This is a genomic window from Streptomyces sp. NPDC057249 (assembly GCF_042669245.1).
Lineage (GTDB): Bacteria > Actinomycetota > Actinomycetes > Streptomycetales > Streptomycetaceae > Streptomyces.
In genome coordinates this window covers 40,611-60,695 of record NZ_JBHUXS010000004.1, presented here as the reverse complement: position 1 = coordinate 60,695, position 20,085 = coordinate 40,611, and the positions used below count along the sequence as shown (strand labels likewise).

Below are 20,085 nucleotides of genomic sequence, written 5' to 3'. Positions count from 1 at the left end.
GACACCGTTTCCGGAAGTGTTCATGCCAAGTCGAACGGATGAGCTTTCGCTGAAGCGCTCATGACCGGCCGCCCCGTCAACTCGACGTACGGACAACGGGGTTGTGGCCAGGGCCGGGGGGCGCCGGTCCGGGACGGACGGGTCTCGCAGCGGGCGCGCCGTGGTTCCCGCGCCGTGGTCCCGCGCCGTTGGTCCTCAGTCGGCGAATCAGCCGGCGAAGACGGCGCGCACCGCGTCCTCGGCCAGTTCCTGGGCGCGGGCGCGGGAGAGGCCGAGGCGGCGGGCCTGTTCGGCGTACGCGCGGGCCGCCGCGGCGGCGTTGCGGTCGGCGGTGTCACCGGCGGCGGCGACGAACGTGCCGTTGCGGCCGCGGGTCTCGATGACGCCGTCCGCCTCCAGCGCGCGGTACGCCTTGGCGACCGTGTTGGCGGCGAGGCCCAGCTCCTCGGCGAAGCCGCGTACCGTCGGGAGCCGGTAGCCGACCGGCAGCACGCCGGAGCGGGCCTGTTCGGAGATCTGGGTGCGCAGCTGCTCGTACGGGGCGGTGCCGGAGTCCGGGTCCACGGCGATCTTCAGGGTCACGGGCCGATTGTCCCCCACGCGCGGAAATGGGGAGGCGCCCGGGCCGGGGACGCGGATAGCGTCCGGCGCATGACTGTCCTCGTACGTGACTTCCGGCCCGCAGACGCCGAGGGATGGGTGCGGGTGCGGCGCGCCGCCCTGCCGTACATGATCACCACACCGGAGCAGGTCGTGGCCGACCTCACCGGGGCCCCGGCGGCGCGGCGGTACCGGATGCTGGTCGCCGAGGAGGACGGCGAGATCATCGGGACGGCGCAGGTGGGCCTGGCCCATGACAGCCCGGAGCCGGGGTCGGCGTTCTGCAATCCGTACGTCCATCCGGACCGGACCGGCCGGGGCGCCGGGACGCTGCTGCTGCGGACCGCCGAGGAGTATCTGGCCATGGCCGGGGCGACCACCGTCTACACCTGGGTCCCGGACACGCCCGGCGACCGGGCGTTCGCCGAGAAGCACGGCTACGCACCGAGCCGGCCGGCCCACTTCCTCCATCTGGATCTGGCGAACGGTTCGCTGCCGCCGCGTCAGGAACCGCCGGCCGGCGTCGAACTGCGGACGGGCGCCGACTTCGCCGGCGATCCGCGCCCGCTCTTCGAGGCGGACGCCGAGACCACGGCGGACGAGCCCAGCGACACGCCCGCCCGGTTCGAGGACTACGAGGAATGGCTCGCCGACACCTGGCGGGCGCCCGGTCTCGACCACCACCTCACCTCGGTCGTGGTGGCCGACGGCGAGGTGGCGGCCTTCAGCGCCGCCCGCACCGACGGGGCGGGCCGCTACGGCTCGGCGATGACGGGCACCCGGCGGGCGCACCGGGGCCGGGGCTTCGCCAAGCTCGCGAAGAACGACTCGCTGCACCGGGCGCGCGCCGCCGGCTGCACCGACGCCTACACGGGCAACGACGCCGGCAACGGGCCGATGCTGGCGATCAACCACTGGTTCGGCTACGAGATCTGTGCCACGGAGGTACGCCATGCCCGCAGGATCGGCTGACGCCGGCCCGACCGTCGTCCTGGTCAAGGCCGGGAAGACCAAGATCAGGTATCCGGCGGCCCTGGTCGCCGACGACGGCACCCGGATCACCGTCCGGGCCCCCTGGGCCGCCCCGGGCGTCCGGGACTTCGGCTTCGTCCGCTTCGAACCGGGCGACGTCTTCACCGAGCACTACTGGCGGGACGCCTGGTTCGCGGTGAAGGAGGTCCGCACCGGCGCGGGCGAACTCAAGGGCTGGTACTGCGACGTGACCCGGCCCGCGGTGCTCCGGGACGGCGAGCTGGTCGTGGAGGACCTGGACCTCGACCTGTGGGTGTCGGCCGACGGCTCGGAGATCCTGCGGCTGGACGAGGACGAGTTCGCCGCGAGCGGCCTGGCCGGGCGCGACCCGGAGGCGGCGGAGGCCGCGGCGGCGGCCCTGGACCAGCTGGAACGGCTGGCCCGGTCGCCGGAGGGCCTGGCCCCGCTGCTGGCACCGGCCTGAGCGCCCGGAGCGGGCTCACCCCCCGCTCACCGGCAGCACCACCGCCCGCCGCTCGCCCTGCGGCTCGTACGCGATCGGATCGCCGTCCTCGTGCCAGTGGACCAGGAAGCGCTCCCCCGCGCGGTAGCCGTCGAGGCCCGCGCGGCAGTACGCGACCATGTCGTCGGGGAGGGTGTCCAGCGGATACCAGGCCAGCTCGGAGCACTTGTCCGGTTCGCGGTTGCACGGGGGCCGCGCGGGGTCGTACGCCGCCTCGAAGAACCAGCCCGTGCGCGGATGGCCGCCCGGGCCGCGGTGCTGCATGACCAGGGCCACGCTCAGCTCCGCCGGGTCCAGGTCCAGGCCGGTCTCCTCGGCCGCCTCCCGGATCACCGCGGCGCGCACGTCCTCGCCGTCCTCCACATGGCCGGACGGGGCGTGCAGCAGGCCGTCCGCGTATCCCGTGCCGGACCTCCGGGCGAGCAGGACCTCGGAGCCGCGGCGGAGGATCAGGTGCACGTCGACCACCTCGGTGTGGCGGCGCGTCCCGCGCACCCGGGCCACCAGCGCGTACCGCTCGTCGTCCACGTCCTTGCCCCACAGGTCGCGGTCGCCGGAGAGCCGTTCGTGGTGGACGCGCTCGGTGAGCGGGGCGAGCAGCGCGGTGAGGCGTTCGGCGGACAGACCGTCGCCGTTCCACACCCCCTCCACCAGGATCAGCCTGCCGCCGGGGCGCAGGAGCCCCGCCCAGTGGCGCAGGACGGCCGCCGGGTCGGGCAGCAGCCACACCACGTGCCGGGCGAGGATCACGTCGAACCCGCGGTCGCCGACGGGCGGTCGGGCCGCGTCGCCCACCAGCACGTCGGCGCCCGTGCCGGCCAACTTGGCGCGGGCCCGCTCCACCATGCGCGGCGCGCTGTCCACGGCGGTGAGCCGGTGGCCCAGGCCGGCCGCGAGCAGCGCCAGGCTCCCCGTGCCGCAGCCGAGGTCGAGCACATCGGACGGCCCGGCGGGCAGCCAGCTCTCCAGCCGCCGCGCCCAGGCGTCGCGGACCACCGGGTCGAGGAGTCCGTGGTCGGCCTCCTGGTCGAAGGTGTCGGCGAGGGAGTCCCAGTCGGTCGTCGTCATGATCCGATGGTGCCAGCCGCCACTGACAACGCCCCCCGTCCCGGCCGGCTCCGCCGGGACGGGGGGCGTTACAGCTCTAGCCGATGACCGAGGCGCAGTTGGTCGGGGTGGCGTGCGCCGGGTCCAGGGCGTTCGCCACCTCGTGGTAGGCGACCCGGTCGATGGTCCCGATGGCCACGTGCTCGGAGAGGTCGACCGGGCACAGGTCCTGGAGCAAGACGTTGCGCACGTCCGGCCCGTCCAGGAACTGGCTCCGGTACGGGGTCACGACCTCGTCGTACCGGGTCGCGATGACGGTGTAGTGCACGCCGGGCACCGTGTCCGGCAGGGAGTTGAGCTTGGTGATGAAGGGCGATCCGGCCACCTGGTCGGCGAGTCCGGGCGCACCGGCGTCGAGCAGGTCACCGACGCCGGGGAAGTACGGCAGGAGCTTGGTCAGGCCGAGCAGCGTGGTGCCGTGGTTGTCGGGGGCGAGCCCGATCATGGCGTTCACCTTGGCCGCGCCGCCGAGGAACTTCAGGTAGTAGTTCGGCATCATGCCGCCCTGCGAGTGGCCCACGATGTCCGCCTTCACCGCGCCGGTGGAGGCGAGCACCTCGTCCACGAAGGCCGCGAGCTGTCCGGCCGACTCGTCGATCGGGCCGAGGCCGTTGAAGACCGGCACGCCGGGCAACTGACCGTAGTCCAGGGAGTAGACGCAGTAGCCCCGGTTGACCAGGTAGGGGGCGAGGACGAGCCAGTTGTCGATCGAGTTCCCGAAGGTCCCGTGGACCAGGACGACGGGGCGGGGGTGGGCGGCGGAGGGCTTGCAGGAGTAGTCGTTCCAGCCGCGCGAGGTGGCGGCCGTCGTGGCGGCGGGGGCGGCCGCGGCGGTCGCCGTGGGGGTGGCGACCGCGGCGACGGCGAGAAGCAGGGCGGCGAGCGTCCGGCGGGCGCGTGGGGGACGCGGCGCACGGGTCCAGGGCAGCATCGTGGGGTCTCCTTGCGGCTCAAGGGAGTTGCGATGTCTGTGCACCCTGCGGCCCGGACCACAAGTTCTGCTGAATTTTCTGCGTGCTCATGCCAAATTACGCACGAGTAGGGTTCGCTGGGAAGTTACGCGTCGGTAAAAAGTCCGCGGCGCCGCCGGACGGCCGGACTCACGCGATCGGCCCGCAGCACAGCCGGGGCCCGCCCGGCCCCGCGCGCACCGCTCAGGCCGCCAGCCGCCCCGGCATCACGGCCCGGGGGCCGAACCGCTCCCGCAGCCGGTCCGCGACCGCCTCGATCCGCCGCGCCCGCTCGTCCACCGGGTCGAAGCTCAGCTGCCGCGCCGCCCGTTCGGCCTCGCCCAGCCCCTCCGCGCGCAGCCCGATCCCCCGCACCCGGGCCCGTTGCAGGCCGAACGAGTCGTGGATGCGGTAGGCGAGCGCGGTGAGCTCCGCGGAGTGCGCGGTGGGTTCGCGGAGGGTACGGCTCCGGGTCAGCGTCGAGTAACCGGTGCGGTCGGCGTACCGCACGGAGACCGCGAGCGCGCGGCACACCTGCCCCTCGCCGCGCATCCGCGCCCCCAGCTCCTCGGTGAGCGACATGAGCGCGCGGCGCTGCCGCTCCGGGTCCAGCTCGTCGCGCGGGAAGGTGCGCTCGGCGGCGACCGAGCGGGCGGCGGCGTTCGGCCGGACGGCGGTGCGGTCGATGCCGTGCGCCCGTTCCCACAGGTCGCGCCCGGTCCGCGTCCCGGTGATCCGTTGCAGGGTGCCGAGCGGGGCGGCCGCGATCCGGCCGACGGAGTCGAGCCCGTACCCGCACAGCGTCCGGGCCGTCGCCGCCCCGACGCCGTCCAGCGCGGCGGCCGGCCGGTCCGCGAGGAAGGCGGCCACCCCGTCGGCGGGCACCACGAAGGTCGTCCCGGGCGCGGCCTGCCGCAGCGCCATCCGGGCCAGCATCGGGTTCGGGGCGGCCCCGATCGCGCAGTCCACGCCGTGCAGGGCCAGCGCGCGGACCCGGATCACCGAGGCCAGGCCCCGCACGTCCCGCCCGAAGTAGCGGAGCGCCCCGCGCACATCGGCGAGCGCCCCGTCGGGCGGGGCCGCCTCCACGACCGGGGTGAACGAACCGAGCAGGGCGAGCAGCCCCGCGTACCCGGCGGCGTCCGGGGGCCCGCCGCCGACCCGGCGGAACCGCAGGCAGAGGACGTCGGCCCCGGAGGCCCCGGAGGCCCCAGATGCCTCAGCCACCCCGGAGGCCTCAGCCGCCCCGGCCGCCCCGGTCATCCCGCGCTCCCCGGACTCTGGTGCCACAGCTTCCTTCCGGTGGGCAGCCCCTCGCCGGCCGGCTTGAGGTCCGCCCAGGGGTTCATCTCGTAACCGGTGGGCATCCGGATGCGCCGCCCGTCGTCACCGGCCGGGGCCGCATCCGATGGCGAATCCCCGGCCTCCGGCTCCGGCACCTGCGCCAGCCGCTCCGCGACCGCGTCGAGGCCGCCGGTGCGCCGCAGCTCGGCCAGCTCCGCCAGGTTCCAGGCGGCCGCGCCGACCACGCTCAGGCTGCGCGCCCCGCGCCGCTGCACCACCCCGCGCACCAGCAGCAGCCAGGAGTGGAAGACGGTGTGCGCGCAGGCGGCGTGGCTGTCGTCGAAGAAGGCCAGGTCGACCAGGCCCGTACCGTCGTCCAGGGTGGTGAAGACGACCCGGCGGCCGGAGCGGATGGGCGGGGTCTGGGTCGCCGCCTTGGCACCCGCGACCAGCACGGTCTCCCCGTGCCGCGCCTCGCGCAGCCGCTTGGCCGAGACCGCGCCGAGCTCTTTGAGGAAGGCGTGGTGATCGCTCATCAGGTGGCGCGAGACGTCCATGCTCAGCACGCCCAGCTCGGCGCTGAGCCGCTCCGCCTCGTTGAGGTCGGGCAGGCCGACGGAGGCGGTGCGGTGCCCGCCGCCGAGCGGGAGCTGTGCCCCGGAGCCCGCGCCGCGCTGGGCGCGGTGCAGTTCGGAGAGGTGGAGCAGCAGGTCGCGGCGGTTGGCGCCGAACGCGTCCAGCGCGCCGACCTGGGCCAGCCGCTCGGCGGCCGGCTTCCCCGGGCGGGCCCGCTGCCAGAAGTCGAGCAGCGAGCTGTAGGGCCGGCCGGCCTCGATCCGGGCGACCTCGGCCTCGCTGATCCCGTGGACGTCCGAGAGCGCCAGCCGCAGCCCCCAGCGCTCCCCCTCCCCCTCTCCATCAGACACCAGTTCGATTCTGTGAGCGGCCGCCGACCGGTTCACGTCCAACGGCAGCACGGGCACCCCGCGCCGCCGGGCGTCGGCGAGAAGCAGCCGCTTCGGGTACATCCCGGGGTCGTGGGTGAGCAGCCCGGCGTAGAAGGCCGCCGGGTGATGCGCCTTCAGCCAGGCGGACTGGTACGTGGGCACGGCGAAGGCCACCGCGTGCGCCTTGCAGAAGCCGTAGCTGCCGAACGCCTCGATGATCTCCCAGGCGCGGGCGATGACCTCCGCGTCGTACTTGCGGGCCGCCGCGTGCTCGGCGAACCAGACCCTGATCAGGGACTGGGACTCGGGGTGGGAGAGCCCGCGCCTGACCCGGTCGGCCTCGTCGCGGCCGCAGCCGGTCATGATGTCGACGATCTGGATGATCTGCTCGTGGAAGACCACCACGCCGTACGTCTCGCGCAGCGGGCCCTCCAGGTCGGGGTGCGGGTAGCGGACCGGCGCGCGGCCGTGCCGGGCCTCGATGAACGGGCGGACCATGTCGGCGGAGACCGGGCCCGGCCGGAACAGTGAGATGTCGACCACCAGGTCGTGGAAGTTCTCCGGCTGGAGCCTGCCGACCAGGTCCCGCTGGCCGGGCGACTCGATCTGGAAGCAGCCCAGCGTCTCGGCCGTCCTGATCAGCTGGTACGTGCGCGGGTCGCCCGGCTCCACGGCGTCCAGGTCCACCTCGCTCCCCGAGGCCCGCTTCACCTCGGCCACCGCGTGCGCCATCGCCGACTGCATCCGCACGCCCAGCACGTCCAGCTTGAGCAGCCCCAGGTGTTCCACGTCGTCCTTGTCGAACTGGGACATCGGGAAGCCCTCGCCGCTGGTGGGCATGACGGGGGTGCGGCGCAGCAGCGAGGCGTCCGACAGGAGGACCCCGCACGGGTGCATGGCGACGCCGCGCGGCAGCGCGTCCAGCGCCTCCACCAGCTCCCACAGCCTCCCGTACGCTTCCTTGGTCCTCGCGACCTCGCGCAGTTCGGGCAGTTCCTCCATGGCCGTGCGGGCGTCGCGGGCCCGGATGTGCGGGAACGCCTTGGCGAGCCGGTCGGTCTCGGCCGGGTTCATGGAGAGCGCGGCGCCGACGTCGCGGATGGCGTGGCGCACCCGGTAGGTCTCGGGCATGGCGACGGTGGCGACCCGCTCGGCACCGAAGCGGTCGATGATCGCGCGGTAGACGTCGAGGCGGCGGGCCGACTCGACGTCGATGTCGATGTCGGGCAGCACGAAGCGGCGCCTGGACAGGAAGCGCTCCATCAGCAGCCCGTGCTCGACCGGGTCGGCGTGGGCGATGCCCAGCAGGTGGTTGACCAGCGAACCGGCCCCGGAGCCCCGGGCGGCCACCCGCACCTTCATCGCGCGCACGTCGTCCACCACCTGGGCGACCGTCAGGAAGTACGAGGCGAAGCCGTGGTGGGCGATGATGTCCAGCTCGTGGTGCATCCGGTCCCAGTACCCGGGCCTGCGGTCGTAGCCGTGCAGCACCATGCCGGCGGCGGCGCGGGAGGCCAGCACCCGCTGGGCGGTGCGCCGGCCCGCGCCGACGAGGCCGGGTTCGGGGAAGTGGACGGAGCCGAGGCCGAGGTCGCCCCCGGGGTCCACCACGCACGCCTCGGCGGTGTGCCGGGTCTCCGCGAGGAGCCGCGCCCCGGCACCGGCGCCGAGCCCGGCGGCGGCGGTGATCCGCTCGGCGGCCTCCGCCATCGCGGGGGCGTCCTTGAGCCAGCGCTCACCGCTGTCGAGCGGGGCGCGGCGCGGGTCGACGGGGACGAGCCGGCGGGCGGCGTCGAGCACGTCGGCGACCGGTCCCTGCCCCGGGTCGGCGTACCGGACGGCGTTGGTCAGCACGGCCCGTACGCCCTGCTCGGCGGCGAGGCCGAGGGTACGGGCGGCGAGCCGCAGCGAACCGGGTCCGGTGCCGGTCCGCCCGTGGTGGACGGCTTCGAGGCGCAGGCCGTCGCCGTACAGCTCGCGCCAGGGGCCGAGGAGGGCGGCGGCCAGGTCGGGGCGGCCCGCCGAGAGCGCCCGGCCCACGTCGGAGGCGGGGCCGAGCAGCACGGTGAGCCCTTCGGCGGGCAGCGCGAGCCGTCCGACCAGGGGCCGGCCGCCCTCGGGGACGGCGGCGTGGGCGGCGGTGACCAGGCGGCACAGCTCGGCCCAGCCCTGGGCGCCGTCGCGGGCGAGGAAGGTGACCCGGGGTGCGGATTCGTCGACGAAGACACCTCCGCGGGCGGGGGTGCGGGGGCGCCGGGCGGGCTCGTCCCCCGGTCCCGGCCCCACCGCGAGGTCCGCCCCGAACAACGGGCGCACCCCGGCCCGCTCGCAGGCCCGGGTGAACCGGACCGCGCCGGCCAGGGTGTCGCGGTCGGTCAGCGCGAGGGCGTCCAGGCCCCGCTCGGCGGCGCGCTCCGCCAGCCGCTCCGGGTGCGAGGCCCCGTACCGCAGGGAGAACCCGGAGGCGGTATGCAGATGCGTGAACCCTGGCACCTGCACCTCCTGAACCGATCCGTACGCGCTGACCCACCCCCTCGCTCTCCACCATAAACCAAATTTCGAACACTCGTACGATACCCGGTGCCCACCCCGTCCCACGGGCCGCGCACCCCTCCCTTCCGCCGTTCGGCCGCGTCCCGACTGCGCGCGCGAGGGGCAGCCCGGAGCGTGGGGGCATGACTTTCACCGACGAGGTGCGGAACGCCGTCACCCCCCGGGCCGCTCTGCTCGTCATCGGGGTGCTGGCGCTCCAGCTGCTGTTCATCGCGTCCTACATCGGGGCGCTGCACCACCCGAAGCCGACGGACGTCCCCTTCGGGGTCGTCGCGCCCCAGCAGATGTCCGCCCGGCTCGTCGACCGGCTGGACGGCCTCCCCGGCGGCCCGCTCGACCCGCGTACGGTCTCCGACGAGGCCACCGCCCGCCGGCAGATCCTCGACCGCGAGATCGACGGCGCCCTGATCGTGGACCCCCGGGGCACGAGGGACACCGTGCTGGTCGCCTCCGGCGGGGGCACCGTCCTGGCCACCTCCCTCACGAAGATCGCCAAGGAGGCGGAGGCGACCCAGCGGCGCACCGTGCGCGCCGTCGACGTGGCCCCGGCCTCCCGCCAGGACTTCGACGGGCTGTCCGCGTTCTACCTGGCGGTGGGCTGGTGCGTCGGCGGCTACCTGTGCGCCTCGATCCTGGCGATCAGCGCGGGCACCCGCCCCGCCAACCGGCAGCGCGCGCTGATCCGGACCGGGGTGATGGCGCTGTACGCGATCGCGGGCGGCATCGGCGGCGCGCTCATCATCGGCCCGGCCCTCGGCGCCCTGCCCGGCAGCTTCTGGGGGCTGTCGGGCCTGGGCGCGCTGACCGTCTTCGCGGTCGGCATGATCACCCTTGCCCTGGAGGGGCTCACCGGCATCGTCGGCATCGGCCTGGCCGTCCTGATCGTGGTCATCGCGGGCAACCCGAGCGCGGGCGGCGCCTTCCCGCTCCCGATGCTCCCGGACTTCTGGCGCGCGATCGGCCCCGCCCTGCCCCCGGGCGCCTCGACCTGGACGGCCCGCTCGATCGCGTACTTCCACGGCAACGCGGTGACCGGCCCCCTGCTGGTGCTGTCCGCGTGGGCGGTGGCGGGCACGGCGGGGACCCTGCTGACGGCGATGCGCGGAAGGCGGGACCGGCCGGCGGCGACGGAGGCGTCACCCCGTTAGCATCGGCCCCTATGATCACCCTGGCCGTCACCATCGGGCTCACGTTCGCCGGCTACGTCATCACCTATCTCAACGGGCTGCGCCTCGCGCAGCGCCAGGAACGCCTCGCCCGGGTGAACCGTCAGCTCAGCGACTTCTACGGCCCGCTGTTCGCCCTCACCGAGGCCAACAGCCGCATCTTCGCCGCGTTCCTGGAGCGCAACGCCCGCCCCGACGGCAGGTCCCCCTTCGACCACGGGACGCCGCCCACCGAGGAGGAACTCGCCGAGTGGCGGCTGTGGGTCACGACCGTCTTCCTCCCGAACATCCGGGCCATGCGCGATCTCGTCCTCGCCCACGCCGACCTCCTGAACGAGCCGGTGATGCCACCCCTTCTGCTCCGGCTGTGCGCCCATGTCTCGGGCTACGAGATCACGGCCGCCCGGTGGGCGCGGGGCGACCACGGACAACACCTCTCGGTGGTGTCGTTCCCCAGTCAGGAGATAGCCGCGTACGCGCGCGGGGGATTCACCGAACTGAAGAAGAAACAGACCCGCCTGCTGGGCCGGCGGCGCGCCCGCTGACACGTACCCCGCACGGCGCACTGCACCGAACAGCCACCGCACGCCCTAGGCATGACAGGTTCATGGCGGCATTCTGGAGCGACCTCGTGACACCCGCGAGCCGTTCCGACTCCCCCTCACCCCACGGAGGTCGCCCATGCGCCGTCGCGTCGCCACCCTGCTCGCCGCCCTCGGCCTGTCGCTCCCGCTCGCCCTGCTGCCCGCCGCGTCCGCCTCGGCGGCCCCCGCGGACAAGCCCCAGGTCCTCAGTTCCTGGACGCAGACGAGCGCCACCAGCTACCACGCGTGGAACTCCGCCCGCAACAACAAGGGCGCGTGGTCCGCGTACGGCTTCGACTGGTCGACGGACTACTGCAGTTCCTCGCCCGACAACCCCTTCGGCTTCCCGTTCCAGACGGCCTGCGCCCGCCACGACTTCGGGTACCGCAACTACAAGGCCGCCGGCACGTTCTCCGCCAACAAGGCCCGGCTCGACAACGCCCTCTACGCGGACCTGAAGCGCGTGTGCGCCGCTTATTCCGGCGCCAAGCGGACCTCGTGCGACGCCACGGCCTGGACGTACTACCACGCGGTGGACATCTTCGGCGTGGCCCCGGCCGGGGCGGGCGCGGCCAGAGGCTGACCGGCGCCCGCCCCTCTCCGCGCACGCCGCACGCACATGGCCCCCGGCGGGACCGGGGGCCATGTGTCACCGTACGGGTCCGGACGTCAGTACACGCTGACGCCGTACGCGCTCAGCGCCTCGGTGACCGGCTGGAAGAACGTCGTACCGCCGGAGCTGCAGTTGCCGCTGCCGCCGGAGGTCAGGCCGATGGCCCTGGAACCGGAGTAGAGCGGACCGCCCGAGTCACCGCCCTCGGCACACACGTTGGTCTTGATCATGCCGTAGACGACATCGCCGTTGCCGTAGTTGACCGTGGCGTTGAGCCCGGTGACGGTGCCGCTGTGGGTGCCGGTCGTGGAGCCCCGGCGGGTCACCGACATGCCGACCGTGGCGTTGGCCGCGCTGGTGATGTCGACGTTGCCGACCGTGCCCGGGTGGGCCAGCGAGGTGTTGTCGTAACGCACGATTCCGTAGTCGTTGACCGGGAAGCTGGAGCCGACCGTCGGGCCTATGTAGGTGGTGTTCGAGGAGTTGGTGTACCAGGGCGGGTTGCCGTCGGTGCAGTGCCCGGCGGTCAGGAAGTAGTACGTGCTGCCGCTGCGGACGTTGAACCCGAGGGAACAGCGCCAGCCGGGGGCGTAGATGGCGTCGCCGCCGGAGAGCAGCTTGTTGAACGTGCCCGGGGTGTGCTCGATGCGCAGAGCGCCCGCGTTGCCGCCCGCGGAGTCCTTGATCTGCTGGATCTCCGCCGCGGAGACCGTGCTGTCGACGGTGACCACGAGCTTCCCGGTCTTCGCGTCGACGTTCCAGGCGGTGCCGGCGATGTCGGCGCCGAGGACGGCGTCACTGGCGGCGGCGAGCTGGTTGGCGCTGTACGTTCCGCTGGAGTCGGCGTGGGCGGTGGGGGCGGCCAGGGCGGCCACGGCCACCAGGCCCGCCGCGATGGCGACGGCCCTGCTGCGTCTGGCGGTACCGCTGAGGGGGGTGGTGCGCTTGATCCTCACTGTCATTCCTCCCGAGGGGAGTCGGGGGCCCGCCTGTGGGGTGGTCGGGCCCGTGAGGCGCAGTCAGCCGCACGGCGATCCGTCCGCATTCCGGATACGCCGTGCCCCTGACAAGCGCTGCTCGGGAGTATTCAAGGCGTCAACTTCTCGCGCAAGGGTGCCTTTTGGCCTGAGCTCGCGACCGCCGCCCCGGCCGCCCTCAGCCGTCGATGCGCTGCCGCTCCCCCGCCTCCACAGCCACCGGAAGGGTGTTGCCCGGCGGCGGGAAGGGGCAGATGAAGTGGTCGGCGAAGGCGCACGGCGGCAGCAGCGCGCGGTTGAAATCGACGGTCACCGCGCCGCCGGCGTCCGGTGCGGCGGGCCGCAGGAACCGGAAGCGGTAGCTGCTGTCTCCGCTGGTGGCGTCGGCGAAGACGGCCCAGAGCGAACCATCCGGCTCGACCGCGGCCTGAAGCGTGTGCACGGCCCCGTCCACCTCGAAGGCGATCTCCCCGGCGAGCCCGAGTCCGCGTTCGACACCGTCGGCGTTCTCGACCCGGACGGTGCGCGCGTCCGCGTACGGGCGGAAGGTGCCCGGCAGCGCCCAGCGCGGGTCGTACGGGGTCGCGTCGATCGCCCGGAACGCGCGCCGCGCGGGCGAATCGGGGTCGAAGACCCGGACCGCCCACAGGCCCTCGCGGCTGAGCACGACGAGCCTGCGTCCCTCGTGCGCGACCCGGGACGCCTCGATCGGGCCCCGGTCGGCACCGAGCCGGACCGCGCCGGCGAAGGGCGTTCCGTCGACGGTCAGCCCGTCCTCCGGGACGGCGTCGAGCACCAACGCGCCGTCCTCCTCGCGCCACCGTCCCGGGACGGCCGGAATTCGCCCCTCCGGGAAATCCGCGAGCCAGTGGGTCCCGGTGAGGGAGAGCGGCCCGTACGGCGCCGCGACCGTGGCGGTCCGCTCCTCGTGCCAGCGCTCCCAGTCCCGCGCTGCCTGCTGCTGTGCGTGCGTGCTCATGGTGGTCAACCCTTCCACACCGGTACGACGATCCCGTGACGCGACCACGACGCGGTACCGGGTCCTGCGGCTGACCGCCTCAGCAGTCGCACCCGCAGTCACAGCCGTCGCAGCAGCTGCAGCAGTCACAGCAGTTGCTGCACGCGTCGCAGCCGTCGCAGCAGTCGCACTGGCTGCACAGCCCCTCGCGCCGCTGACGCGACCAGGGGTCCTCGAAGGTGCCGCAGCACATCTGGCAGGTGCAGGCGAGTCCGGCCCACACCAGGCAGCCCATGACGAGCCCGCGCCGGTCGCGCGGCGGCTCGGGCGGCCGGGGGCCGGAGGGCCCGCCCGGCCCCGTGGGGGCGTACGGGTTGCCGGGCGGCGGCCCGAAGGCGCCCGTGGGCGCCGTTCCTGACGGTTCGCCGGACGCGGTCAGCAGTCCGCCGGACCGGTGGGAGCAGACGTCCGTGGCGAAGGCCCGGTCCACCGAGCGCCGGAGTTCGTGGGTCAGCAGCACATGGGTGAGCCTGCCGTCGGTGAACTCCGCGTCCGCCAGCGCCAGCCGCACGCCCTTCAGCGCGTCGTCGCACAGCCGGCGGGCCTCCGCGCGCGAGGTGCCGGTCGCGGTGAGCGGGTTCCAGGCGCCCGACACCGCGTCGGCCTCCTGGTCCTCGACGGCGTCCAGCAGGTGCGCGAGGCGCCCGAAGAGGCGTCCGGCCTCGGCGAGCGGTTCGGCGTTGTGCGGCTTGCCCGCGAGGACGGCGGTGTGGGCGAAGGCCGCGGCGGTGGCGGTCTCGGTGGGCTCGGTGACGGTCAGCAGCGGGGTGCCGGGGCCCGCGAGGAGTTCGATGCCGGTCTGCCGGTCGACCGCGTCGACCAGGAGCGCGGTGTCGAAGCCGAGCTGCGCGCCGGTGCGCGCCCCGGCCCGGTCCCAGCTCGCCGCGACGCGGCGGGCCGCCGCGGCGACCGGGCGGCGCGCCAACAGGCCGTCCCGGTCGGCGACGTGGTCCCGCACCTTCGCCGAGGCCAGCACCAGCGAGACGGCGGCGGCCAGCCGGGCGCCCTCGCCGCGCGCGACGGGGGCGGTGCGCATGGAGCGCAGGGGGCAGGGCCCGGCGGTGCGGCGCTGCGCGGGGGTGCGTTCGGCCTGAGCCTCCGTCAGGACCGAGACGATCAGGCCGTCGTAATTGGTGACGACCCGGGCGAACTGCCCGTGGTCGGAGCGGAGCGCCAGGCAGAGCCCGCAGAGGTGGGCCATCCACTCGGTCTTGAGCCTCTCGGAGAGGCGATGCGTACAGGGCCTGACTATTCCGAACACGGCCGTCCCCCGGGTTTCGTTCGCGTGTGCGCCGCGCTCGGGCGCGGACGCGACGGCATCGTACCGAGCGGCCCGTTCACCCGTACGTCCCCCATGTCACCCGTACGGCCTGGACTTCATATTTTCTTTCTTCAGGCCCCCTTACCCGTACGAAGCCTGACGAATCGCCACATCCTCTGCACCAGTACCGTCACGAATGCCCTGCGCGCCGCCTATCCCCTTGGCGCACGATCCGCATCATGGACGACCATAGGGATACGAAAGAGATGCGGAACAACAAGGAACCGCGGTGAGAGGAGGCGTCCATGGGATCGGTGCGCAAGGCGAGTGCCTGGCTGGGCCTCGTAGAGGACAACGACGAGCGGTACTACGACGACGACGAGTACGCCGAGGGCGCACGGACGGGTACCGGTCAGGCGTGGGTGACCGACCCCCGGGTGCGGGTGGTCTCCGAGAGCGCCGAGGAGACGGGCCGCCGGATCGCCACCGTGACCCCGGACAGCTTCCGGGACGCCCGCGCCATCGGCGAGCTCTTCCGGGACGGCGTCCCGGTGATCATGAACCTCACCTCCATGGACTCCGCCGACGCCAAGCGCGTGGTGGACTTCGCCGCGGGCCTGATCTTCGGCCTGCGCGGGTCGATCGACCGGGTCGCCACCCGCGTCTTCCTGCTGACCCCCGCCGACACCCAGGTGATGAACGGCGAAGCCGTCGGCCGGCCGGCCGACGGCTTCTTCAACCAGAGCTGACCGCCCTCCGGGCGCTCATCGGAACGCGTCCAGGCCGGTGAGCGCCTTCCCCAGGACCAGCTGGTGCATCTCCACGGTCCCCTCGTAGGTGAGCACCGACTCCAGGTTGGTCGCGTGCCGCATCACCGGGTACTCCAGCGAGATCCCGTTGGCGCCGAGGATCGTGCGCGAGGTGCGGCAGATCTCGATGGCCTCCCGCACGTTGTTCAGCTTCCCGAAACTGACCTGTTCGGGGCGCAGCCGCCCCGCGTCCATCCGCTGCCCGAGGTGGTGGGCGAGCAGAATCCCCTTGTGCAGCTCGACGGCCATGTCGGCAAGCTTGGCCTGGGTGAGCTGGAACCCGCCGATCGGCTTCCCGAACTGCTCCCGGGTGCGCGCGTAGTCGACGGCCGCCTCGAAGCTGGACCGGGCCGCGCCCATGGCGCCCCAGACGATGCCGTAGCGGGCGTGGCTCAGACAGCTGAGCGGTCCGCGCAGCCCGGTGACCCCGGGCAGGACGGCGTCGGCGGGCAGCCGCACCTCGTCCAGGATCAGTTCACTGGTGACCGAGGCGCGCAGCGACCACTTGTGCCGGATCTCGGGCGCGGAGAAGCCCGGCGCGTCCGTCGGGACCACGAAACCCCGGATGCCGGTGCCGGCCGGGCCCTCGTCGGTCTGCGCCCAGACGACCGCGACACCGGCGACCGAGCCGTTGGTGATCCACATCTTGCGGCCGCTGAGCACCCAGTCCCCGCCGTCGCGCTTGGCGTACGTGCGCATGGCGGCCGGGTCCGATCCGTGGTCGGGCTCGGTGAGGCCGAAGCAGCCGATGGTCTCGCCCGCCGCCATGCCCGGCAGCCACCGCTGCTTCTGCTCCTCGGAGCCGTAGCGGTGGATCGCGTACATGGCGAGGGAGCCCTGTACGGAGACGAGTGAGCGGATGCCGGAGTCGGCCGCCTCCAGCTCCAGGCAGGCCAGCCCGTACTGGACGGCCGTCGCACCGGCGCAGCCGTAGCCCTGGAGCGACATGCCGAGCGCGCCGAGGGCGCCCAGCTCCCGGGCCAGCTCGCGGATGCCGGGCAGCTCACCGTTCTCGTACCACTCGGCGATGTGCGGCAGGACGCGGTCGGCGGCCCAGGAGCGGACGGTGTCGCGGATCGCGAGGTCCTCGGGGCTCAGCAGGTCGTCGACGCCGATCGGGTCCCGGGGGTCGAAGGGCGGGAGCTTCGAGGTGGAAGCGGTGGACATGAGGGTGTGCCTCCGGCGGGGTGCTCGAAAACCAGGGCCTGTCCGGCCATTCCCGTCGTCCGCCCGGAGGGCGGGCCGGGCGGCGTCAGGCGGGTGCTCTCGGCGTGCCGGCCCCAGACCCCTGTACTGGACGTACCGGGGTCTGGGGCCGGTGCCGCGAGGGTGCGTGCATGGCGTCGAACGGCGGACGGGAATGGTCGGACAGGCCCTAGCAGCGTTAGTTACGGTGCCGGGCCGACGTTACGACCCGGTGTGCCGGACGTCCAGAGCGCCCGGAGCCCGCCGCTCCGCCCGGCCTGCGCCGCGCGGGCACCCGCGGCGGCGCGTCGAGCCGGTCCGCGCGGTCGCACGGCGGCGCGTCCGGGAGCCCGACCGGCTCCCGGGGCTCGCAGAGCTTCGGGGCGCACTCCATCAGCCGGGGCAGCCGCAGCGCGGCCAGCGCCCCGAGCAGCAGGAGTCCGGCGCTGACCAGCAGGGTCACGTGCAGCCCGTCGATGAAGGCGTCCCGGGCCGTGGTGCGCAGGACGGCGCCGAGCGGCCCGCCCAGGAGCGCGGCCTCCTCGTACGCCTCGCCGAGCGAGTGGGCGGCCCCGGCGGCCGCGGACGCGGGGACGCCGTCGGCGTGCAGCCCCGCGAGGCCGGGCGTATAGGCGGCGTTCATCACGCTGCCGAGCAGCGCTATCCCCATGCCGGCGCCCAGCTGGTAGGAGGTCTCCCCGATCGCGGCCGCCCCGCCCGCCCGGTCGGCGGGGGCCTCGCTGAGCATCGACTCGTACGCGCCGAACAGCGTGGACTGGAGGCCGAAGCCGAGGGCGACGAAGGCGGCGGCCAGCAGGAGGGGCCGGTCGTCGCGGCCCATCACGGTCAGCGTCGTCACCGACGCGGCCGTCACGACGAAGCCCCAGCCGACCATCCGGCGCGGCCCGATCCGGCGCAGCGTGTGGGAGCCGGTGGCGCCGGCGGCCATCGCGGCGAAGGTGAGCGGCAGCAGTCTGAGGCCGGTCTCCAGGGGGCTGAGGCCCAGGACGAGCTGGAGGTACTGGACGGCGACGAGTTCCAGGCCGACCAGGGCGAGCATGGCCAGGACGATGCAGCCGACGGCGGTCGAGAAGGCGGGCCGGGCGAACATGCCGATGTCGATCAGCGGGTGGGCGCGCCGCTTCTGGCGGCGCACGAAGGCGACCAGCAGGAGGGCCCCGAGCAGCAGCGGCACCAGGGTGGCCGGGCCGGTCAGGCCCTCGCCGGTACCGGCCCGCTTCACGCCGAGGACCACGCCGAGCACCCCGGCCGCGGCCATCAGCGCGCCGAGCACGTCCCAGGGCCCGTCGTCGCTGCCCCGGGACTCGGGGAGCAGCAGCCGGCCGACCGGGAGGATCAGGGCCATCAGCGGGATGTTGATCAGGAAGACCGAGCCCCACCAGAAGTGCTCGACGAGGAAGCCGCCGATGACGGGCCCGGTGGCGGCGCCGACGGCGGCCACGGCGGACCAGACGCCGATCGCCACCGCCCGTTCGCGCCGGTCGGGGAAGACCTGGCGCAGGATCGAGAGGGTCGCGGGCATGATCATCGCCCCGCCGACCCCGAGCAGGGCCCGCGCCGCGATGAGTACGGCCGCGGTGTCGGCCAGGGCGGCGACGGCCGAGGCGACGCCGAAGAGGGCGTAGCCGAGCAGCAGGACGCGCCGGCGTCCGACCCGGTCGCCGAGGGTGCCGAAGAGGATCAGCAGCGAGGCGCAGACCAGCGGGTAGGCGTCCACGATCCACAGCAGTCCGGCGGCGCTGGGCCGCAGGTCCTCGGTGACGGCGGGGACGGCGACGTGCAGCACCGTCGCGTCGAGCGCGACGAGCAGCAGACTGAGGCAGAGGACGACCAGGACGACCCAGCGGTTGGCACCGTCGGCGGCTGCGCGCAGGCGGATTCGGGCGGTGGGCGTCCCGGACATGCATCTACCTCCCAGATGGTCCACTCGCTCTCGGCGGACCCACGGGACGCGGTGTCCGGGCCCGGCGTCGACGGGCGAGTGATCCGTCAGCGTACGCGAGTTCGGCGGGGCCACACGTGGCCCATCTCATACCGCCCGACCCGCCGGAGTGTGGCGTACGCCACTACGCGCGCCGCCCGGCGGCCCCGCACGACCTCCCGCCCGAAGCCGTACGGTAACCGGACTGACACCCTCCGTTCCGCTCCGCCGCACCGTGGACAAACAGACTTCGAGATCCCGGGAATTCTTCGGAAGTTTCAGCGAATTAATCGTCGAACAGGCATCGCATAAGAGTCCGAAAAGAATAGGAGAGTTATTGAGACACCCCGGAAGAACCCGGTGGCTGAGACATACTCCACATCACATCGTCATCACAAAGCGCCCGGATCGACAGGCGCGCCCACTCACTCCCTGTAACGTCGATTGGGTGCGTACCGACATCTTCGCCCGGCTGGACCGGGAGCCGGAACCGCCGAAGATAGAGACACCGCGGATGAGCCGTCACCGCATCGCTCTCTTCGGCGGGACGTTGGCGTTCTATCTGGCCATCGTCATTGCCGTGCTCATGTCGTCCTGGCTGGTGGCCCTGGACTGGAAGGTCATGCTCTTCCGGCCCTACCAGCAGTGGCCCGAAATCCACGCCGCCCTCGACTACTACGTGGTCCTGGGCCAGCGCGGGCCCACCGCGGTCATGGTCGCCTGCTGGCTCGGCTGGCGCTCCTGGCGGCAGCACACCCTGCGTCCGCTGCTGACGCTCGGCGCCTCGCTGCTGCTGCTCAACCTGACGGTGGGCGCGGTCAAGATCGGCCTCGGCCGGCTCGGCCCGCACTACGCGACCAGGATCGGATCGGCCGAGCTCTTCGCCGGCGGCGATATATTTCCCTCCGGCCACACCGCCAACGCCGTCGTGACCTGGGGAATCCTCGCCTATCTGGCCGCCACCCCGAGGGCCAGGCGCTATCTGTCGGCCATGTCCGCCATCGTCTCGCTCGGCGTCGGCCTGACGACGGTCTACCTCGGTACGCACTGGCTGAGCGACGTGCTCCTGGGCTGGGCGGCGGGCCTGCTGATCCTGCTCGGCCTGCCCTGGGTGGAGCCGCTGATCACCCGCGCCGAGAACTGGATCTTCGCCGCCCGCGCACGGCTCGGCGCCCCCGGCAGCCGCCCCGCGGCCCCGGCACCCGCCGCCGACACCCCGGCTCCCGTGCCGGCCGTACAGCCGACCGCGCAGCCCGCCGCACAGCCGTCCGCGGAGGAACCGGCGGCACAGGGGCCGGGGCGCGGCCCGGCCGGACGCCCACCGGCCGCGAGCGCCCGCCCGCGCGCCCATCCCGCGCCGGCCACGGCCCACGCGGTGCGCTCGGAGCGGTCCCCGGTGACGCCGGCCGGCAGCCGGCGCCCGCCGCACGCGGACCGCGCGCCGCGCGGAGGCACGGCCCCGGCCCGGCCGGTCGCCGGCGGCTGATCCGGGCGTACGCGTGAGGGGGCCCCCCCACGGCCGGGCGGGGGCCCGCACGCGGACCGCCCGGCCCGGGCCGCCCGGCCCGCCCCGCCGGACCGCCGAGGACGCCGT

At 73.9% G+C, this 20,085-nt stretch carries 16 protein-coding genes and 1 pseudogene; 7 read left to right on the top strand and 10 right to left on the bottom strand.

The features are described 5' to 3' along the window. Positions 1-207: 207 nt before the first annotated feature. A complete protein-coding gene (locus ACFUJY_RS08940; RefSeq protein WP_383296634.1) occupies positions 208-582 on the bottom strand; it encodes a GntR family transcriptional regulator in 375 nt (124 codons plus the stop codon). A 69-nt stretch (positions 583-651) separates the two neighbouring features. Here ACFUJY_RS08940 and ACFUJY_RS08935 point away from each other — a divergent pair, with 69 nt between their 5' ends. Both ACFUJY_RS08935 and ACFUJY_RS08930 read left to right on the top strand, forming a co-directional pair. Next, positions 652-1,572, top strand: a complete 921-nt coding sequence (locus tag ACFUJY_RS08935; protein WP_383296631.1) for a GNAT family N-acetyltransferase — start codon at positions 652-654, stop codon at positions 1,570-1,572. Continuing rightward, the gene (locus tag ACFUJY_RS08930) at positions 1,553-2,056 is read left to right on the top strand and encodes a DUF402 domain-containing protein (RefSeq protein WP_383296629.1); all 504 of its coding nucleotides are present in this window, start codon (positions 1,553-1,555) and stop codon (positions 2,054-2,056) included. Before ACFUJY_RS08935 ends, ACFUJY_RS08930 begins: the two co-directional genes overlap by 20 nt. A gap of 21 nt (positions 2,057-2,077) precedes the next feature. Here ACFUJY_RS08930 and ACFUJY_RS08925 read toward each other — a convergent pair. The 4 genes and pseudogenes from ACFUJY_RS08925 to ACFUJY_RS08910 form a co-directional block, all read right to left on the bottom strand. Then, positions 2,078-3,163, bottom strand: a pseudogene (locus tag ACFUJY_RS08925) (methyltransferase domain-containing protein); the annotation flags it as partial. Between the two features lie 76 nt (positions 3,164-3,239). Continuing rightward, entirely contained in the window at positions 3,240-4,133 is an 894-nt protein-coding gene (locus ACFUJY_RS08920; RefSeq protein WP_383296627.1) for an esterase/lipase family protein, read from the bottom strand. Between the two features lie 223 nt (positions 4,134-4,356). Beyond that, positions 4,357-5,415: a hypothetical protein gene (locus ACFUJY_RS08915; protein WP_383297448.1), complete on the bottom strand. Its 1,059-nt coding sequence runs from the start codon at positions 5,413-5,415 to the stop codon at positions 4,357-4,359. Further along, positions 5,412-8,876: a DNA polymerase III subunit alpha gene (locus tag ACFUJY_RS08910; protein ID WP_383296625.1), complete on the bottom strand. Its 3,465-nt coding sequence runs from the start codon at positions 8,874-8,876 to the stop codon at positions 5,412-5,414. The genes ACFUJY_RS08915 and ACFUJY_RS08910 overlap by 4 nt, the downstream gene beginning before the upstream one ends. Positions 8,877-9,058: 182 nt before the next feature. Between ACFUJY_RS08910 and ACFUJY_RS08905 the strand changes: the two genes are divergently transcribed. The 3 genes from ACFUJY_RS08905 (at position 9,059) to ACFUJY_RS08895 (ending at position 11,269) form a co-directional block, all read left to right on the top strand. After that, positions 9,059-10,084: a DUF3533 domain-containing protein gene (locus tag ACFUJY_RS08905; RefSeq protein ID WP_383296622.1), complete on the top strand. Its 1,026-nt coding sequence runs from the start codon at positions 9,059-9,061 to the stop codon at positions 10,082-10,084. 11 nt (positions 10,085-10,095) lie between these two features. Continuing rightward, the gene (locus ACFUJY_RS08900) at positions 10,096-10,647 is read left to right on the top strand and encodes a hypothetical protein (protein ID WP_383296621.1); all 552 of its coding nucleotides are present in this window, start codon (positions 10,096-10,098) and stop codon (positions 10,645-10,647) included. A 136-nt stretch (positions 10,648-10,783) separates the two neighbouring features. Then, a complete protein-coding gene (locus tag ACFUJY_RS08895) occupies positions 10,784-11,269 on the top strand; it encodes a phospholipase (RefSeq protein WP_383296618.1) in 486 nt (161 codons plus the stop codon). Between the two features lie 86 nt (positions 11,270-11,355). On the opposite strand, the gene ACFUJY_RS08890 is transcribed toward ACFUJY_RS08895, so the two are convergent. The 3 genes from ACFUJY_RS08890 to ACFUJY_RS08880 form a co-directional block, all read right to left on the bottom strand. Continuing rightward, positions 11,356-12,255, bottom strand: coding sequence for a S1 family peptidase (locus tag ACFUJY_RS08890; protein WP_383296615.1), 900 nt, complete (start codon positions 12,253-12,255; stop codon positions 11,356-11,358). Positions 12,256-12,454: 199 nt separating this feature from the next. Beyond that, positions 12,455-13,255 carry a DUF1684 domain-containing protein gene (locus tag ACFUJY_RS08885; RefSeq protein ID WP_383296612.1) on the bottom strand — a complete coding sequence of 267 codons (801 nt, stop codon included), beginning with the start codon at positions 13,253-13,255 and terminating at the stop codon, positions 12,455-12,457. A 79-nt stretch (positions 13,256-13,334) separates the two neighbouring features. Continuing rightward, complete coding sequence (locus ACFUJY_RS08880) at positions 13,335-14,555, bottom strand: DUF5685 family protein (protein WP_383296609.1); 1,221 nt, start codon at positions 14,553-14,555, stop codon at positions 13,335-13,337. Between the two features lie 305 nt (positions 14,556-14,860). Between ACFUJY_RS08880 and ACFUJY_RS08875 the strand changes: the two genes are divergently transcribed. Further along, positions 14,861-15,304 carry a cell division protein SepF gene (locus ACFUJY_RS08875; RefSeq protein ID WP_383296606.1) on the top strand — a complete coding sequence of 148 codons (444 nt, stop codon included), beginning with the start codon at positions 14,861-14,863 and terminating at the stop codon, positions 15,302-15,304. 15 nt (positions 15,305-15,319) lie between these two features. Here ACFUJY_RS08875 and ACFUJY_RS08870 read toward each other — a convergent pair whose 3' ends face one another. After that, positions 15,320-16,531, bottom strand: coding sequence for an acyl-CoA dehydrogenase family protein (locus ACFUJY_RS08870; RefSeq protein WP_383296603.1), 1,212 nt, complete (start codon positions 16,529-16,531; stop codon positions 15,320-15,322). A 217-nt stretch (positions 16,532-16,748) separates the two neighbouring features. Continuing rightward, on the bottom strand, positions 16,749-18,473 hold the full coding sequence (locus ACFUJY_RS08865) for an MFS transporter (RefSeq protein WP_383296601.1): 1,725 nt from the start codon (positions 18,471-18,473) through the stop codon (positions 16,749-16,751). Between the two features lie 466 nt (positions 18,474-18,939). Here ACFUJY_RS08865 and ACFUJY_RS08860 point away from each other — a divergent pair, with 466 nt between their 5' ends. Next, positions 18,940-19,977, top strand: a complete 1,038-nt coding sequence (locus tag ACFUJY_RS08860) for a phosphatase PAP2 family protein (protein WP_383296598.1) — start codon at positions 18,940-18,942, stop codon at positions 19,975-19,977. The last annotated feature ends 108 nt before the right edge of the window (positions 19,978-20,085 follow it).

Excerpts from the sequence above, each read along its gene's own strand:
- ACFUJY_RS08935 (WP_383296631.1), top strand. The coding sequence starts at position 652 with ATGACTGTCCTCGTACGTGACTTCCGGCCCGCAGACGCCGAGGGATGG.
- ACFUJY_RS08900 (WP_383296621.1), top strand. The coding sequence starts at position 10,096 with ATGATCACCCTGGCCGTCACCATCGGGCTCACGTTCGCCGGCTACGTC.
- ACFUJY_RS08895 (WP_383296618.1), top strand. The coding sequence starts at position 10,784 with ATGCGCCGTCGCGTCGCCACCCTGCTCGCCGCCCTCGGCCTGTCGCTC.
- ACFUJY_RS08905 (WP_383296622.1), top strand. The coding sequence starts at position 9,059 with ATGACTTTCACCGACGAGGTGCGGAACGCCGTCACCCCCCGGGCCGCT.
- ACFUJY_RS08870 (WP_383296603.1), bottom strand. The coding sequence starts at position 16,531 with ATGTCCACCGCTTCCACCTCGAAGCTCCCGCCCTTCGACCCCCGGGAC.
- ACFUJY_RS08865 (WP_383296601.1), bottom strand. The coding sequence starts at position 18,473 with ATGTCCGGGACGCCCACCGCCCGAATCCGCCTGCGCGCAGCCGCCGAC.
- ACFUJY_RS08885 (WP_383296612.1), bottom strand. The coding sequence starts at position 13,255 with ATGAGCACGCACGCACAGCAGCAGGCAGCGCGGGACTGGGAGCGCTGG.
- ACFUJY_RS08930 (WP_383296629.1), top strand. The coding sequence starts at position 1,553 with ATGCCCGCAGGATCGGCTGACGCCGGCCCGACCGTCGTCCTGGTCAAG.
- ACFUJY_RS08875 (WP_383296606.1), top strand. The coding sequence starts at position 14,861 with ATGGGATCGGTGCGCAAGGCGAGTGCCTGGCTGGGCCTCGTAGAGGAC.
- ACFUJY_RS08920 (WP_383296627.1), bottom strand. The coding sequence starts at position 4,133 with ATGCTGCCCTGGACCCGTGCGCCGCGTCCCCCACGCGCCCGCCGGACG.
- ACFUJY_RS08915 (WP_383297448.1), bottom strand. The coding sequence starts at position 5,415 with ATGACCGGGGCGGCCGGGGCGGCTGAGGCCTCCGGGGTGGCTGAGGCA.